14 protein-coding genes and 1 tRNA gene are annotated in these 14,491 nt (G+C 56.0%); 7 read left to right on the top strand and 8 right to left on the bottom strand.

The window, feature by feature from the left end; genetic code table 11:
• Positions 1-35: 35 nt before the first annotated feature.
• Genes larC through rsmD form a run of 5 tightly spaced genes read right to left on the bottom strand, consistent with a single transcriptional unit; the run spans position 36 to position 3,687 of the window.
• Positions 36-1,220, bottom strand: coding sequence for a nickel pincer cofactor biosynthesis protein LarC (gene larC / locus HMPREF1985_RS05850; protein ID WP_021771602.1), 1,185 nt, complete (start codon positions 1,218-1,220; stop codon positions 36-38).
• Entirely contained in the window at positions 1,217-1,990 is a 774-nt protein-coding gene (gene larB, locus HMPREF1985_RS05845; RefSeq protein WP_021771601.1) for a nickel pincer cofactor biosynthesis protein LarB, read from the bottom strand. The genes larC and larB overlap by 4 nt, the downstream gene beginning before the upstream one ends.
• A 57-nt stretch (positions 1,991-2,047) precedes the next feature.
• Positions 2,048-2,626, bottom strand: a complete 579-nt coding sequence (locus HMPREF1985_RS05840) for a hypothetical protein (RefSeq protein WP_021771600.1) — start codon at positions 2,624-2,626, stop codon at positions 2,048-2,050.
• Between the two features lie 3 nt (positions 2,627-2,629).
• Entirely contained in the window at positions 2,630-3,121 is a 492-nt protein-coding gene (gene coaD, locus HMPREF1985_RS05835) for a pantetheine-phosphate adenylyltransferase (RefSeq protein ID WP_021771599.1), read from the bottom strand.
• Complete coding sequence (rsmD, locus tag HMPREF1985_RS05830) at positions 3,118-3,687, bottom strand: 16S rRNA (guanine(966)-N(2))-methyltransferase RsmD (RefSeq protein ID WP_021771598.1); 570 nt, start codon at positions 3,685-3,687, stop codon at positions 3,118-3,120. The genes coaD and rsmD overlap by 4 nt, the downstream gene beginning before the upstream one ends.
• A 205-nt stretch (positions 3,688-3,892) precedes the next feature.
• On the opposite strand from rsmD, the gene HMPREF1985_RS05825 reads away from it, so the two are divergent.
• The 7 genes from HMPREF1985_RS05825 (at position 3,893) to HMPREF1985_RS05790 (ending at position 11,066) form a co-directional block, all read left to right on the top strand.
• Positions 3,893-5,560: a DUF4127 family protein gene (locus tag HMPREF1985_RS05825; protein WP_021771596.1), complete on the top strand. Its 1,668-nt coding sequence runs from the start codon at positions 3,893-3,895 to the stop codon at positions 5,558-5,560.
• A 164-nt stretch (positions 5,561-5,724) separates the two neighbouring features.
• Positions 5,725-6,366 carry a deoxyribose-phosphate aldolase gene (gene deoC, locus HMPREF1985_RS05820; protein WP_021771594.1) on the top strand — a complete coding sequence of 214 codons (642 nt, stop codon included), beginning with the start codon at positions 5,725-5,727 and terminating at the stop codon, positions 6,364-6,366.
• A 56-nt stretch (positions 6,367-6,422) separates the two neighbouring features.
• Positions 6,423-7,748: an L-fucose:H+ symporter permease gene (gene fucP, locus HMPREF1985_RS05815; RefSeq protein WP_021771593.1), complete on the top strand. Its 1,326-nt coding sequence runs from the start codon at positions 6,423-6,425 to the stop codon at positions 7,746-7,748.
• A gap of 26 nt (positions 7,749-7,774) precedes the next feature.
• Complete coding sequence (locus HMPREF1985_RS05810) at positions 7,775-8,797, top strand: aldose 1-epimerase family protein (RefSeq protein ID WP_021771592.1); 1,023 nt, start codon at positions 7,775-7,777, stop codon at positions 8,795-8,797.
• A 24-nt stretch (positions 8,798-8,821) separates the two neighbouring features.
• Entirely contained in the window at positions 8,822-9,742 is a 921-nt protein-coding gene (gene rbsK, locus HMPREF1985_RS05805) for a ribokinase (RefSeq protein WP_021771591.1), read from the top strand.
• A gap of 226 nt (positions 9,743-9,968) precedes the next feature.
• Positions 9,969-10,913: a sugar-binding transcriptional regulator gene (locus HMPREF1985_RS05795; protein ID WP_021771589.1), complete on the top strand. Its 945-nt coding sequence runs from the start codon at positions 9,969-9,971 to the stop codon at positions 10,911-10,913.
• Between the two features lie 77 nt (positions 10,914-10,990).
• Positions 10,991-11,066 (top strand) — tRNA-Gln (locus tag HMPREF1985_RS05790).
• A 112-nt stretch (positions 11,067-11,178) separates the two neighbouring features.
• Here the strand turns inward: HMPREF1985_RS05790 and HMPREF1985_RS05785 are convergent.
• From HMPREF1985_RS05785 to HMPREF1985_RS05775, 3 genes are read right to left on the bottom strand one after another with little or no spacing between them, the layout of a single operon-like run.
• Positions 11,179-12,462 (bottom strand): ArsB/NhaD family transporter, encoded by a 1,284-nt coding sequence (locus HMPREF1985_RS05785; RefSeq protein WP_021771588.1) that lies wholly within the window; start codon positions 12,460-12,462, stop codon positions 11,179-11,181.
• Between the two features lie 16 nt (positions 12,463-12,478).
• On the bottom strand, positions 12,479-12,784 hold the full coding sequence (locus tag HMPREF1985_RS05780) for a hypothetical protein (RefSeq protein WP_021771587.1): 306 nt from the start codon (positions 12,782-12,784) through the stop codon (positions 12,479-12,481).
• Between the two features lie 11 nt (positions 12,785-12,795).
• On the bottom strand, positions 12,796-14,463 hold the full coding sequence (locus HMPREF1985_RS05775; protein WP_021771586.1) for a glutamine--tRNA ligase/YqeY domain fusion protein: 1,668 nt from the start codon (positions 14,461-14,463) through the stop codon (positions 12,796-12,798).
• Positions 14,464-14,491 lie beyond the last annotated feature (28 nt).

Below are 14,491 nucleotides of genomic sequence, written 5' to 3'. Positions count from 1 at the left end.
CGCACGTCTGCCTTGTCAAGGAATGGCGCTTCCCATCACTCGCCGAGACGCGTGCATATCTCCTTCATGGCCTCGCGTTGTACGATCTTGAGCGGTACGCCGTTCTCCTCCGCGAGACGGCGGCAGTCCTCATACTCCACGGAAACGTTCGAGATGTGCCCGTCCCACGCACAGACTTTGCAGCTCACTGCCCCGTAGCGCGTCTCGGCGACCGCCATGCGGCGCGATGCTTCAAGACGCGCTTCGAGCGGCAGGACGCGAATGCCTGCCGTCGTCGTCTCGGAAAAGACGATCCCCACGCACGTGTCCCTGTGCGCGTCGTCGCAAAGGACGGAAAGCTTCACGGCGGGACGGCTTTTCTTCATATATATAGAAGTCGTCCAGACGTCCTGTGCCCCCGCTTCGAGCAGGCGCTCGTAAAGATAGCCATAGATCTGCGGATTCATATCGTCGATATTCGTCTCAAGGACGCAGAACGCACGCTTCCGCTCCCCCTTGTATGTGCCGAGGAAGAGGCGTACGACATTGGGCACATCGAGATCCCATGTTCCTGCGCCGTACGCGATGCGCTCCGTCAGAAAACCCTTCGGAAGGCTCTCCTCCTGCTCGGCAAGCGTGCGGAGAATGGCTGCTCCCGTCGGCGTCGTGAGCTCGTGATCGCCCTTTTGGTATGTCTCCCACCCGATCAGCAGCTCTGCCGTTGCAGGCGCGGGCACGGGCATCGTGCCGTGCCCGCATGGGACAAACCCGGAGCCCGTATTGATCTTCGAGACGAAGATGCGCTCGATGTCGAGGTAGTCGAGGCAAATCGCCGCACCGACGATATCCACAAGCGAATCGACCGCGCCGATCTCATGGAAGGCAACCTCGTCCGCGCGCGTTCCATGCACCTTGCCTTCTGCCTTCGCGAGGTGCTCGAATACGGCAATCGATTTCTGCTTGACCGCCTCCGACAGCGTCGAATCCTCTATCCGTGTGCGAATCGACCGCATCGTGCGATGCGCGTGCCCATGCCCGCCTGCGGAGAGCCTGACATCGGCATAGCAGGCGTGGATGCCCGCCTTTTGCACCGTATCGACGTGCAGGACATACTCCCCTGCCATCGGAAGCTTATGGAGCTCGTCGCGCAGGTAGCTCTCCGGGACGCCTGCCTGCAAGAATGCGCCCAGCAGCATATTGCCGCTGACGCCGGAAAAACAGTCCAAATAGATGGCTTTCATACGCTATTCCCCTCATTGCCCTGCTGGTTGATCCGGCTCGCGAGCACACCTGCGCCGAAGCCGTTGTCGATGTTGACGACAGCGATCCCCGCCGCGCAGCTCGAGAGCATCGCGAGCAGTGCGGAAATCCCGTGGAACGAAGCCCCGTAGCCGACGCTCGTCGGTACCGCGATGACGGGGCAGTCCGCGAGCCCGCCGACAACGCTTGCAAGTGCCCCCTCCATGCCCGCCACAACGATGATGGCACGTGCCGTCCGAATGTCCTCCATGTGCGCGAAAAGGCGATGGATGCCTGCCACGCCGCAATCGTAATGCGTGATGACCTCGTTGCCCATGAGGTATGCCGTGAGACGTGCTTCCTCCGCGACGGGAATATCGCTCGTACCCGCCGAGAGGATCAAAATGCGATGCGCACGTGTCTTCCCCTCGCGTTCGCGCTCGATGTAGAGCATCCGCGAAACCGCATCATAGCGAACCTCCGGCAAGGCGGCACGAACGAACGCGTACTGCTCCGCGCTCGCGCGCGTCGCCAGGATGCTTTTTTTGCTCGTCTGCGCGAGGCGGCCCATGATCGCAAGCACCTGCTCTTTCGTCTTGCCCGCCGCATAGATGACTTCAGGAAAGCCTTGACGTGCCTCGCGGGAATGATCGACCTCCGCAAAGCCCATCTCTTCAAACGCACGTTGCTGAAGCCGCTTTACGGCATCTTCCTCTTCAATCGCGCCCGCCTTGTAGGCACGCAGCAGCTCCGCTGTCTCCCGCTCTGTCATAACGCCCTCCCTTCCGCTCGCGTAGCTTGGCCACTGCCTGATCCGGCAGGACGCCCGTCACTTTGCCGCAGGAGACTGTGCCTGCGACGAAACGGGCATCGGCTGCGAAACGCTGTGGCTTTGTCCGTTCATCTGTTCCTTTGCCTGCTGGAGTACCGCAAGTGCCTGCTGCAGGCCGGTCTCTGCCTGGCGTACGCCTTGGAATGTCCCATTCACGTGCGCAATGAGCTGATCGAACACCTGCTTTGCGTACGTATCGGCGTCGTTCTGGAGCTGCGTCGCATTCGCCTGCGTCCGTTCCATGATCTCTTTTTCCTGCTGCTGTGCCTGCTGAAGGATGGCGCGTGCCTTTTCCTTCGCCTGCACGACGATCTCATTCTCCTCCGTCATGCGCGTCGCGTACTCCTTCGCATCGTTGATGATGCGGTCGGCTTCCTTCTGCGCGTCTTCCACGATCTCTTTCTCGTGCCTTACGATCTCCTCGGCGCGCTTTACTTCCTTCGGAAGCTCCATGCGAAGTTCCTCGACGTAATGGACGAGATCATTATCGTTAATGAGGATTCGATCCGTAAATGGCAAGGTACGAGCTTCTGCCACCATGGCCTCAATTTTCTCCAACGTTTCGCGTGCTGCCATACTTTAACATCCTTTCCTGCTCTGTCTTCTCTCTTGAATTGCCCGCTCCACACAATCCGGCACGAGCCCGTGGACCGATCCGCCGAATGCGGCGAGCTCACGGATGCCAGACGAGCTGACAAAGGAGTACGACGGGCGCGTCAGCAGGAATACCGTGTCGATCTCCGGCTCCAAATGGCGAATCATATACGCCTCGTTCTGTTCGTACTCCAAATCCTTCACCGACCGCACGCCGCGGACGATGATCTGCGCGCCAGCTTTTTTCATGTACTCCGTAATAAGTCCCGAAAACGAATCGACGCGGACATTGGGAATGTGGCGCGTTGCCTTCCGAATCAAATCGCATCGATCATCGACGGGGAAAAAAGGCTTCTTGGCAACGTTTTCAAACACGCAGACAAGAAGCTCATCGGCAAGATGCGCCGCACGCTCGAAAATATCGATATGCCCATTCGTCACGGGATCGAAGCTCCCGGAGCAAACCGCTCTCCTCATGATACGCCGCCTTCTTTCCCGCATCGCTTCCAAAAACTGAGCTGCGTCGTCCTGCCGTAACTGCGCCGATCGATGCAGGCAAGCGAGGAAAGCGCCGGAAGCTCGTTTTCATCCGCCTCATGCTCACAGACGACAACGCCGTCCTTCGCGAGGAGCGCGCCCGCATCGATCGACGCGATGGCACGCGCCCAAAGGCCTAGACGATAAGGCGGATCGCAGAAGATGAAATCAAACACCCTCTCTTCGCGTGAAAAGCGCGCGAGTTCAGAAAAGGCATCGCCTGCACGAATTTCCGTCCGCTCTGCGAGGCGTGTATGCGCTGCATTTTCCCGCAGGACGGCAGGCGTCGCCTTGTCGACGAGGACGGCGTGCGCTGCCCCGCGCGAAAGCGCCTCCAACCCAAGCGCGCCCGTCCCCGCAAAGAGGTCAAGCACGCATGCATTTTGCACGCGTGCGCCGAGGATATCAAAGAGCGACTCCTTGACGCGATCCGCCGTAGGGCGCGTGTCCCAGCCCTTTGGGGCCCGAAGGCGTGTGCCTCGTGCCGTACCCGCGATGATTCGCATGAAAGCCTCCCGTCTTCATGATGAAACAGACTTATTTTATCATATTTTCTGCCATTCGTGAACTAGGCTATGCTATAATAACGAAAACCGTCGACTCCCCCCATTTATTTATTGCATCATTTATTGCATCGGCATCCCAACCGAAAAGGAAATGATACGGGGCACGTGCCCGCCCGGCCGTGTCCGCAGCCTAGGAGGAACCTCTATGCATACTGCCATTTCAAGCGGGTTCCGCGCCCTGCTCCTCATTGCGCTCTGCGCGGCTTTTCTCCTTCCGTCCGTGCCGTCTGCACCGAAAGGATCCGCCGCAGCAGGCCGCCCGCTCGAAAGCCGGCTCCTGCTCGTGCCGCTCGACGGGCGCCCGCCCTGCCGCCAGTTCGTCATCGACGCGGGAAGGATCGGCGGCACGGACGTCATGACGCCGCCCTCCGCCATCCAAGACTACTACTCGCAGCCGGGCGATACGGGCAGGATGCGCGCATGGCTCATGGAGCAGGCGGGCAGTGCCGACGCCATCATCGTGTCGATCGATCAGCTCTTGTACGGCGGCCTGCTCGCCGCCCGGGAACGCGAGGCGAAAAAGGAAGACATCGAGGAGCTTGCCGCCTTTCTCTGCGCGCTCCGCGCGGCGCATCCCGCGACGCCCATCTACGCCTTTTCGATCCTGCCTCGCCTCATGCCACAGGACACCATCGACGGCTACGAGGAACGCCGCGACCTCATCGCCTACTCGCGCCTTGTGGGGAAGAAAGCGGCGGGGCTTCCCATCGACGAAGCGGAGCTTGCGTGCCGAAAAAAAGCGATCCCGCCCGGCAGCCTCGCGCGCTACCTCGCGCATTTCTCAGAAAACGAAGCGATGAGCGAGCAGCTTATCGATCTTGCTGAAGAGGGCGTCCTCACGCGACTCGTGCTCGGGCAGGACGACGGCGAATCGTACGGCATCCCGAACATCGAAAAAAATGCGCTCGCCGACTACATCAAGGCGCATGGGCTGACCGAAAAGCAGGTTTTTCTGACGCATGGCGCAGATGAGATTGCGCTGACCCTTCTCGCCGCATGGAAAAACGAGCAAACCGGCTTTCACCCGCGCGTTTTCCTCCGCTGCAACGATCCGAGCACGGCGAAAAACACCATGCCCTACATGGCGGTCAGCACGGGCGAATGTGCTGCGGAAAAAATCCGCCTCATCGGTGGCACGCTTGCCGATGCGCCGAAAGATGCAGATCTTATTCTAGCCGTCTCGACGAACGACAGCGAACGCGACACGCTCGGAAGCCGTGCGGCGCTCGCCGACTACATCGCAAAGGCAGCTCCCGAAACCCCCATTGCACTCGTCGACCTCAGCCGCCACTTCACGGCAGAGGAAACCGTCCTGCCGCAGCTCCTCGCGCGCAGCTTCCCGCTCCACACGCTCGCTGCCTACGCAGGCTGGAATACGACAAGCAACGCGCTTGGCACAGCGCTCGCAGAAGGCTCTATCTATCTCGCAAGCCCTCCCGCATCGGATAAAGAAGCCCGTGCGCGCGCAGCAGAAAATGCACGCTTCCTCGACAACCGTATCTTCGAAGACTACTTCTACCTCAAAAACACGATTGACGCCATCAATCGCACGCTAAAAAAGGTCGGCTATGAAAACACGGCGGACCTCGATCTCACGAAAAATTACCGTTTTGCAAACGCCATGCTCCAACATGCGATGCGAAAGGATCTCGCCCATTACAAAAAAGTGCCCGCCTTCGCCGCTCCGTTTCCCGTCAGGAGAGGAAAATCCGCAGGGGAACTGCTGCGCCTTCACGATGCGGCGCTCGATACGAGCTTTCCGTGGCCGAGGACATTTGAAATCCATTTGGAAATCATTCCTTCATTCCGTTGATTTCAGTTGATTTTTCTCTCTGTTCTTCGCAGCCGCCCTCCCAGCGGCTTTATGAAGAGCAAGGCATATAGTAAATTTGTTCATTTTTTTATTTACATTTGTTCCATTTCATGTTATTATAATTGCGTCGAAAAAATACGAACCGATTGAAAGGACGATGAAAAATGGAACTTGCCAAGTACATTGATCACACGCTTTTGAAACCTGATGCACAGAAGACCGCCATCGACAGGCTCCTTGCCGAAGCCAAGGAATATCACTTTGCTTCCGTATGTGTCAGCCCGATTTGGGTCAAACACGCACATGCGGTTCTCGCAGGTACGGACATCCGCGTCGTCACGGTCATCGGCTTTCCCGCCGGTGCGACACCGACTTCCGTCAAAGTCTTTGAAACGAAGCAAGCCATTGCAGACGGCGCGGATGAAGTGGACATGGTCATCCCAATCGGATTCCTCAAGGATGGAGAATATGATTATGTCGAAAACGACATCCGTTCTGTCGTAGCGGCTGCCGATGGGAGAGTCACGAAAGTCATCATCGAAGCATGCCTGCTGACCGATGCGGAAAAGGTCAAAGCATGCGAACTTTCCAAGAAGGCCGGAGCAAGATTCGTCAAGACTTCGACGGGCTTCTCCAAATGGGGCGCCAAAGCAGCGGACGTGAAACTCATGCGCGAGACGGTCGGCAGCGACATGGGCGTCAAGGCAGCGGGCGGCATCGCAAGCAGAGCCGAAGCAGAGTCGATGATCGCTGCCGGCGCAACCCGCATCGGAACCAGTCATGGCATTGCCATCATAAAAGGATAAGAAAATTTCGACGAACAGACGAACAGACGAACAATGGAATAGGAGGAACGCGTACGATGAAATGGATCCAGTACGACAACGGTTATCTGAATCAAACACCAATTTTTCAGTTTATCCTGCTCTCCTGCCTGTTCCCCCTTTGGGGAGCAGCAGCAAGCTTGAACGACGTTTTGATCACACAGTTCAAGAGCGTGTTTGATTTGAGCGACTTTGCCAGCGCACTCGTGCAAAGCGCGTTCTACGGCGGGTATTTTCTGATTTCGATTCCAGCCTCCATGGTCATCAAAAAGACCACATACAAGGCTGCCATTCTATGTGGGTTGATTTTCTATATCGTAGGCTGCTCGCTATTCTTCCCCGCCTCTCATATGGCCACGTATACGATGTTCCTTGCGGCCGTATTTGCCATTGCCATCGGACTTGGTTTCCTGGAAACCGCATCGAACACGTACAGCACGATGCTCGGGCCGGAAAAGTATTCAACGCTTCGTCTGAACATCAGTCAGACCTTCTATCCGATCGGCGCAGCAGCAGGAATCCTGCTTGGCAAATATTTGATTTTTGAAGAAGGCGACAGCATGGCTGCGCAGCTTGCCGCAAAAACAGCAGCGGAAGCACACGCCTATCGCTTGGATATGCTCATGAACACCCTCGAACCCTATCGCGTGCTCATCATTGTCCTGCTATGCGTGCTTGCCCTGTTCGCTTTCACGAAATATCCGGCATGCAAGCCGGCCGCAAAAACGGAGCAAGCCAAAGAGCATGTTCCGGGCATCGGGGAAACGCTTCGCTATCTCGTCGGCAATCTGAAATTCAAGAAGGGTATTCTCGCAGAATTCCTCTACGTTGGCATGCAGGTCGCCGTATGGTCGTTCACGATCCGCCTTGCCCTGACGATGGACGCTTCCATCAACGAGCGTATGGCGGCGAACTTCATGGTCATCAGTTACGCCTGCTTCTTCGCTGGCAAATTCATCGCCAACTTCTTGCTTGCACGCTTTTCAACAAACAAGGTTCTCCTGGCGTATTCCGTCATCGGTGCTTTGATGGTGCTCTACATCGCATTCGTTCCAAGCTTCACGGCCGTCTATATGGCGGTCGCCCTCAGTGTCCTGATGGGACCGTGCTGGGCCACAATTTACGGCGAAACGCTGAAAACCGTCGAAAAGAAATACACCGAAACGGCCGGTGCGATCCTGGTCATGTCCATCATTGGCGGTGCGATCGTCCCCGCCGTCCAAGGCTATGTTTCGGATCTTACCGGTTCCATGCAATTCTCGTTCCTTGTCAATTTCTTCTGTTTTGCCTATGTCGGATATTATTTCTGCAAGAAAAACCAAGAAGAGAGCCATGCGGGACTCACGCCTGCACCAAAGCAGTGACCCGTTCAATCAGGAGGCGCATAAAAATGGGCACAAAAATCTTTCTGAACCATTCTTATTTTACCGAAAGTCCAAATCTTCTATTAGAAAACGATGACTTCAAGGCAACAGCCTTTCGATACCCTTCCGGCATTGAATCCATCAAAATCAGGAATGCAAAAGGATATGTCGAACTTCTCCCCTACATGGGACAGATCATTTGGGATGCAGCATTCAATGGCATCGATCTTCGTTTGAAGAACATCTTTGATCAGCCAAAGCCTGCGACCTGCATCATCGACACATATGGCTGTTTTGCCTTTCATTCGGGGTTGCTTGCCAATGGCTGTCCGGCGCCGGATGATACCCATCCCATGCACGGGGAATTCTCCTGTGCACCAATGGACGAGGCTTGGCTCGAAATGACAAATGACGCGATTGCTTTAATAAGCCAATACGAATATATGCAAGGGTTTGGCTATCACTATATCGCTCGGCCACGCGTTGCACTAGGAAAAAATGCCACGCGTTTTGAAATCCGCATGGAAGTCACCAACCTGACCTGCACCGAAATGCCGCTGCAGTACATGTGCCATATGAATTATGCGTACGTCGATCATGGGCGCATTTCTTCCAATCTTCCCGGTACGGCATTCAAACTGCGCGAATCCATTCCCTCGCATGTCCATCCGACCGAAAAATGGCTTGCCTACAACGAGGTGCTCAAGAAAATGCAGCAGGAAGGCCGCAGTCTTGAGATCCTCGATCAGCCGGATATGTACGATCCGGAGATCGTCTTCATGGCTGACCATATTGACCAATACGCGCAGGATGTGACGGTAGAAATCGATTCGCCAAAAGGCTACGGCTTCCGCACGAACTTCTCGACAAAGGATTTCACGAATGCGACACGCTGGATCATGAAAAATGAGGATCTGCAGGTTGCCGCCTTCGTCCTTCCCGCTACGTGTCGTCCGGAGGGATTCCTTGCTGCGAAAAAAGCGGGAACGCTGCTTCATCTCAAAACGAATGAGACGAAAACCTTCACCGTTACGACGGGGCTGAAATAATTTCTTACGGAAGGAGGATTTCCCATGAAAATAGCCGTTATTGGATCGAACATGGTCGATCTCACCTCGTATATTACGCGCATGCCGGTCTTAGGCGAGACGTTGGAAGCACCGGATTTTTCCATGGGTTGCGGCGGGAAAGGCGCCAATCAAGCAGTTGCCGCCGCAACATACGGAGCAGACGTGCTCATGGTGACGAAAGTCGGCGATGATCTCTTTGCCGAAAACACGATTGCCAATTTCCAAAAAGCCGGCATCGACACGAAGTATGTAACGAAAGTGCCGGGCGTATCGAGCGGTGTCGCACCAATCTTCGTTGATCCGAATGGCCAGAACAGCATCCTGATCATCAAGGGAGCGAACAACGCTCTAAAACCTGCCGACATCGATGCGGCGGAAAACGATCTCGAATCGTGCAAGCTCATCATCCTGCAGCTTGAGATTCCCCTTGAAACGGTCTATTATGCAATCGAGTTTGGCCAAATGCACCATATCCCCGTCTTGCTCAATCCCGCGCCGGCGACAAAGGAGCTCTCCATCGAAAAGGCCTGTGAATGCGACTTCTTCATGCCGAACGAAACGGAGCTCGCCATTCTGACCGATATGCCCGTTACAACGATAGAAGAGGCGGAAAAGGCAGCTGATTCACTCGTCGCGCGCGGCTTGAAAAACGTCATCGTCACGCTGGGTGGACAAGGCTCCCTGCTCGTCACCAGGACCGGAACGACATTCGTCAGACCGTTTCAGGTCAATGCGATTGACACATCCGGTGCAGGGGATGCCTTTATCGGCTGCTTTGCCTGCTGCTACGCCGAAACGGGCGATGTACCGGACGCAATGAAAACAGCGAGCGCATTCGCCGCACTGAGCGTTACGAAGCGCGGCACACAAAAATCGTATCCCCAAAAGGAAGAGGTTCTAACCTTTCTAAGAAATCGCCGATAACCGATAACATGAAGGCCTTCCGATTGACATGGATTTTCCGCTGAAGTGCGGGCAAAAAAAGATGCGTCAGGACGGAGGTGCTGCATGCATCCGTGCTTCTCTCATGCTTCATGAAAAAAATGGCGGCTGCCTGTTGCAGGAAGCTGTCTTTTTTCATTTTTTACTACGTAAAAATCCTATGTTTTGTTATAATAAGGCGTACAAAGCATAGGAGAGGATTGAGCGAATGAGCCACGATAAGAATCGTCTGAGCATCGATGCAGCAAAGTTATATTATGAATCCGACATGAGCCAGCAAAAGATCGCCGATGCGCTCGGCATATCGCGCCCATCCGTATCGAGACTGCTGCAGTATGCCAAAGAACAGGGTTTCGTGAAAATTCAGATCGTTGACCCTGTCGAGCTTCGCATTTCGCTCCGCGACACTTTGCGGAAAAAATATCATCTAAAGGAAGTCCGCATCGCGAACGCACCACTCAATAACGAAAAAGAACGCAAGAAAGCGATGGGGATGAAAGCGGCATCGTATTTGGAAGAAATCGTGCAGGATGGGGATATCATTGGCGTCGGTTGGGGTGCCTCGCTCTATCAGATGGCCATGCATCTAACGCCAAAACCCGTAAAAGGCGTCCAAGTCGTGCAGCTCAAAGGCGGCATCAGCTATTCCAAACGCAATACGTACGCCCATGAAATCGTGACGCTTGTCGCAAAGGCCTTCTCAACGTCAGGCTTTTTCCTGCCGATTCCCGTCATGTTCGACAACATGGAGGTGAAGCGCCTCGTCGAACACGACCGGTACGTCAAGCATATCCTCGACGTCGGCAGGAAAGCGAATATTGCAGTAGCGACGGTGGGACCCGCTTCCGATGAATCGATCCTCTTTCACCTCGGCTACTACATCGATGCCGATGACCGTGAGATCCTAAGCAAAAAAGCAGCCGGAGACCTTTGCTCCCGGTTCTACGGCGACGACGGAACGATTGTCGACGAAGAACTCGATGCAAGGACGATCGGCATCAGGCTCGACGAATTCAAACGGAAAGAAACGCGCATCCTGATTGCAGGCGGAAAAGAAAAACTGCGTGCCATGCATGCTGCGCTGAAAGCGGGCTATATGAACACGCTCATCACGGATCGTTACACGGCCCTTGCTTTGCAGGACATGGAATAGCCCACCGGATAAGCAGAATCAATTTCTCCTTGACAGAATCGACTCCTATCCCTATAATAGGAAAAGTCGGAAGGCACAGGGGTATCGCCAAGTTGGTAAGGCACGGGTCTCTGAATCCCGCATGCGTTGGTTCGAGTCCAGCTACCCCTGCCATATAAAAATATGAGGCTGTGAGATGACAGGCTTCGCGCATAAAAAAGCGGGTCACGGACGAAAAGAGTCGGTGGCCCGCTTTTTGTGGCAAATGCTGCGGCACGTCAAGCGGTCAGAGATAGCGGATCCAGACGTAAACGCTTGAGATCAGGATCGTCAGGATCATGATGGGAAACGCGACCTTCATGAAGCCGAGAAAGGAGATCTGCTTGCCGCGCTGCGCCGCCATCGAGGCGACGACGACGTTCGCGCTCGCGCCGATGAGCGTGCCGTTGCCGCCGAGGCAGGCGCCGAGCGCAAGGCTCCACCACATCGGGTCGAGGTTCGCGAGTCCCATCTCGCCCATGTCCTTGATGAGCGGGATGAGTGTCGCGACGAATGGGATGTTGTCGATAAATGCAGAGGCAAACGCGCTCATCCAGAGAATGAGCATTGCTGTCGCGTCCTCGTTTCCGCTCGTGACCTTGATGGCTTCCGCTGCGAGCATCTTGATGACGCCTGTCTCGACGAGCGCGCCGACGAGGACGAAGAGCCCGGCAAAGAAGAAGATCGCGAGCCACTCGACCTTTGAGAGCACCTTCGCGATCATGTGCTCGTTCTGCGTGTAGGTAATGAGCAGCAAAAGGCCTGCCCCTGTGAGGGCCGCCGTCGCCGTCTCAAGGCCGAGGCAGCCGTGCAGGACGAAGAGTCCGATTGTAAACGCGATGACGAGAAGGCATTTTTTCAGGAGCGCCCTGTCCGCAATCTGTCCCTTCGCATCGAGGCGCATGATCTTTTCCTGCAGTTCAGGCTGCGTCCGGAGCTCCTTGCCGTAAATCGCGATGAGCAGGAACTCGACGACGATGAAGATGAGGATCGTGATGCCCGTCAGATTGAACACGAAGTCCATGAAGTTCAGCCCGACGGCGCTGCCGATCATGATGTTCGGCGGGTCGCCGATAAGCGTCGCCGTGCCGCCGATGTTCGAGGCAAGGATCTGCGAGATGAGATACGGCTTGACATCGACCTTGAGCTGCGCTGTGATGCTGAACGTGATGGGAACGGTAAGGAGCACGGTTGTGACGTTATCAAGGAGTGCCGAGCAGACCATTGTGAGCGCAGAGAGCGCAACGAGCAGTGCGATCGGGCGTGCTTTGACCTTCTTTGCCGACCATATCGCAAGGAAATTGAAGAGACCCGTCTCGCTCGTGATGTTAACAATGATCATCATGCCGATCAGGAGCCCGAGCGTATTGAAATCGATATGATGGATCGCCGTCTCCTGATCGATGACGCCGAACAGGATCATGAGCATCGCACCGAAAATGCCGACGATCGTTCGATGCACTTTCTCGGAGATGATGAGCGCGTATGCCCCCACAAAGATGATGACGGCTATCGTGGTACTCGTGTCCATGCCTTACGTCTCTCCCTTATTTCCTGTACTTCGGCGTCAGCACAATACGCTCGCCCTGCCGTGTGATCTTGAACGTGTAGTTTTTCACGCCTTCACGGAACAGCTCCATTTTGAGCTGCATGAGCGCACGCCCCAAATCGTCCATGAGCACCGGCGTGAACCCGGCGCGTGCGAGATTGAGCGGCGGCTCGGCCGCCGCCTCCTCTTTCCTCTCTTTCTTCTCTTCCTTTTCGACGCGCGCAAAGTGGTCGGCGAGTGTCTCTTCCTCAACAAAGCCGCGCACCATATCCTTGTCGGATAAATTCTTCGGTATCCTTGGCATGACCTGTCTCCTTATTTCTTCGCCTTCGCCCAACTGTCGCGCAGGCCGACGACGCGATTGAATACGAGGTGATCGGGGCGCGTATCGGGATCGACGACGAAGTAGCCCATGCGCAGGAACTGATAGGATTTGCCTGCTGCCGTGAGCCTTACGCTCGGCTCAATCCATGCGTTTTCAATCGTCTCGAGCGAGTTCCTGTTGAGTGCAGCGAGAAAGTCGTCCGGCACGTTGCCGTTCTCATCCGTCTCAAACAAGCAGTCGTAGAGACGCACCTCAGCAGGCAGTGCGCGTTTCGCCGCGACCCAGTGAATCGTGCCCTTGATCTTGCGGCCTGCCGTCGCGCCGCCCGTCTTCGAGTCAAGATCCGCCGTGCAGCGAAGCTCCGCGACACGCCCAGCCGCATCTTTTACGACTTCCTCGCACTTGATGATGTAGGCGTGCTTTAGGCGTACCTCCCCGCCCGGCTTCAGGCGGAAATACTTTGCGGGCGGCTCTTCCATGAAGTCTTCCTGCTCGATGTAAAGCTCACGGGAGAACGGCAGGAAGCGGTGTCCGCCGCGCGTCGGGTTGTTGTCGGCGAGCAGCCATTCCTCTTTGTCTTCGGGATAGTTCGTGATGACGACCTTGACGGGGCGCAGGACTGCCATGACACGGTCGGCATTCTCATTGAGGTCGTCGCGTACACAGTGTTCGAGCATCGCGATGTCGACGAGGCTGTTCGCTTTTGCGACGCCGATCTCCTCGCAGAATCTCCGAATTGCAGCAGCCGTGTAGCCGCGGCGCCGAAGTCCCGAAATCGTCGGCATGCGCGGGTCGTCCCATCCGCTGACGTAGTGTTCTTCGACGAGTTGGCGCAGCTTGCGCTTGCTCGTGACCGTGTTCGTGAGGTTGAGGCGCGCAAACTCGATCTGATGCGGGCGCGTGTTCGCATCGAAGCCGAGCGATTCCAGGAGCCAATCGTAAAACGGACGGTGCTCCTCAAATTCGAGCGTGCAGATGCTGTGCGTAATGCCTTCAATGGCATCGGAGAGAGGATGCGCAAAGTCGTACATCGGATAGATGCACCACGCGCCGCCCGTGCGGTGATGATGCGTATGTGCGATGCGGTAAATGACGGTGTCGCGCATGACGAGGTTCGGGGACGCCATGTCGATCTTCGCGCGGAGCACTTTCTCGCCGTCGACGAACTCCCCCGCCTTCATCCGCGCGAAGAGGTCGAGATTCTCGGTGACGGAACGCGTGCGGTACGGGCTATCCTTGCCCGGCTCGGTAAGCGTGCCGCGGTGCGTCCGAATCTCTTCCGCCGAGAGGTCGTCGACGTAGGCAAGCCCTTTCGCAATGAGTGCCTGCGCATAGGCATAGAGCTTGTCGAAGTAATCCGACGCATAGAACATGTGCTTCTTCCAGCTAAAGCCAAGCCAACGGATATCCGCTTGGATCGAGTCGACGTACTCCGTATCCTCCTTCGTCGGGTTCGTGTCGTCGAACCGCAGATTGCACAGGCCGCCATTTCGCTCCGCCAGCCCGAAGTTTAGGCAAATCGACTTCGCGTGCCCGATATGGAGGTACCCATTCGGCTCAGGCGGAAAGCGCGTATGTATGCCATCGGGACAGCGGCCTGCCGCGCGGTCCTCGTCGATGATGTTCTGGATAAAGTTTCCCGTCGTATGCTCTTCCATCTCTTACTCTCCCATCCTATAAAACTCG

Origin of the sequence: Mitsuokella sp. oral taxon 131 str. W9106, assembly GCF_000469545.1 — a bacterium.
Lineage (GTDB): Bacteria > Bacillota > Negativicutes > Selenomonadales > Selenomonadaceae > AWVT01.
Note: the sequence above shows the minus strand (reverse complement) of the source record. Positions and strands in the feature narration are given on the sequence as shown.

Coding starts and splice junctions, on each gene's coding strand:
- larC (WP_021771602.1), bottom strand. CDS start 1,220: ATGAAAGCCATCTATTTGGACTGTTTTTCCGGCGTCAGCGGCAATATG.
- larB (WP_021771601.1), bottom strand. CDS start 1,990: ATGACAGAGCGGGAGACAGCGGAGCTGCTGCGTGCCTACAAGGCGGGC.
- HMPREF1985_RS05840 (WP_021771600.1), bottom strand. CDS start 2,626: ATGGCAGCACGCGAAACGTTGGAGAAAATTGAGGCCATGGTGGCAGAA.
- coaD (WP_021771599.1), bottom strand. CDS start 3,121: ATGAGGAGAGCGGTTTGCTCCGGGAGCTTCGATCCCGTGACGAATGGG.
- rsmD (WP_021771598.1), bottom strand. CDS start 3,687: ATGCGAATCATCGCGGGTACGGCACGAGGCACACGCCTTCGGGCCCCA.
- HMPREF1985_RS05825 (WP_021771596.1), top strand. CDS start 3,893: ATGCATACTGCCATTTCAAGCGGGTTCCGCGCCCTGCTCCTCATTGCG.
- deoC (WP_021771594.1), top strand. CDS start 5,725: ATGGAACTTGCCAAGTACATTGATCACACGCTTTTGAAACCTGATGCA.
- fucP (WP_021771593.1), top strand. CDS start 6,423: ATGAAATGGATCCAGTACGACAACGGTTATCTGAATCAAACACCAATT.
- HMPREF1985_RS05810 (WP_021771592.1), top strand. CDS start 7,775: ATGGGCACAAAAATCTTTCTGAACCATTCTTATTTTACCGAAAGTCCA.
- rbsK (WP_021771591.1), top strand. CDS start 8,822: ATGAAAATAGCCGTTATTGGATCGAACATGGTCGATCTCACCTCGTAT.
- HMPREF1985_RS05795 (WP_021771589.1), top strand. CDS start 9,969: ATGAGCCACGATAAGAATCGTCTGAGCATCGATGCAGCAAAGTTATAT.
- HMPREF1985_RS05785 (WP_021771588.1), bottom strand. CDS start 12,462: ATGGACACGAGTACCACGATAGCCGTCATCATCTTTGTGGGGGCATAC.
- HMPREF1985_RS05780 (WP_021771587.1), bottom strand. CDS start 12,784: ATGCCAAGGATACCGAAGAATTTATCCGACAAGGATATGGTGCGCGGC.
- HMPREF1985_RS05775 (WP_021771586.1), bottom strand. CDS start 14,463: ATGGAAGAGCATACGACGGGAAACTTTATCCAGAACATCATCGACGAG.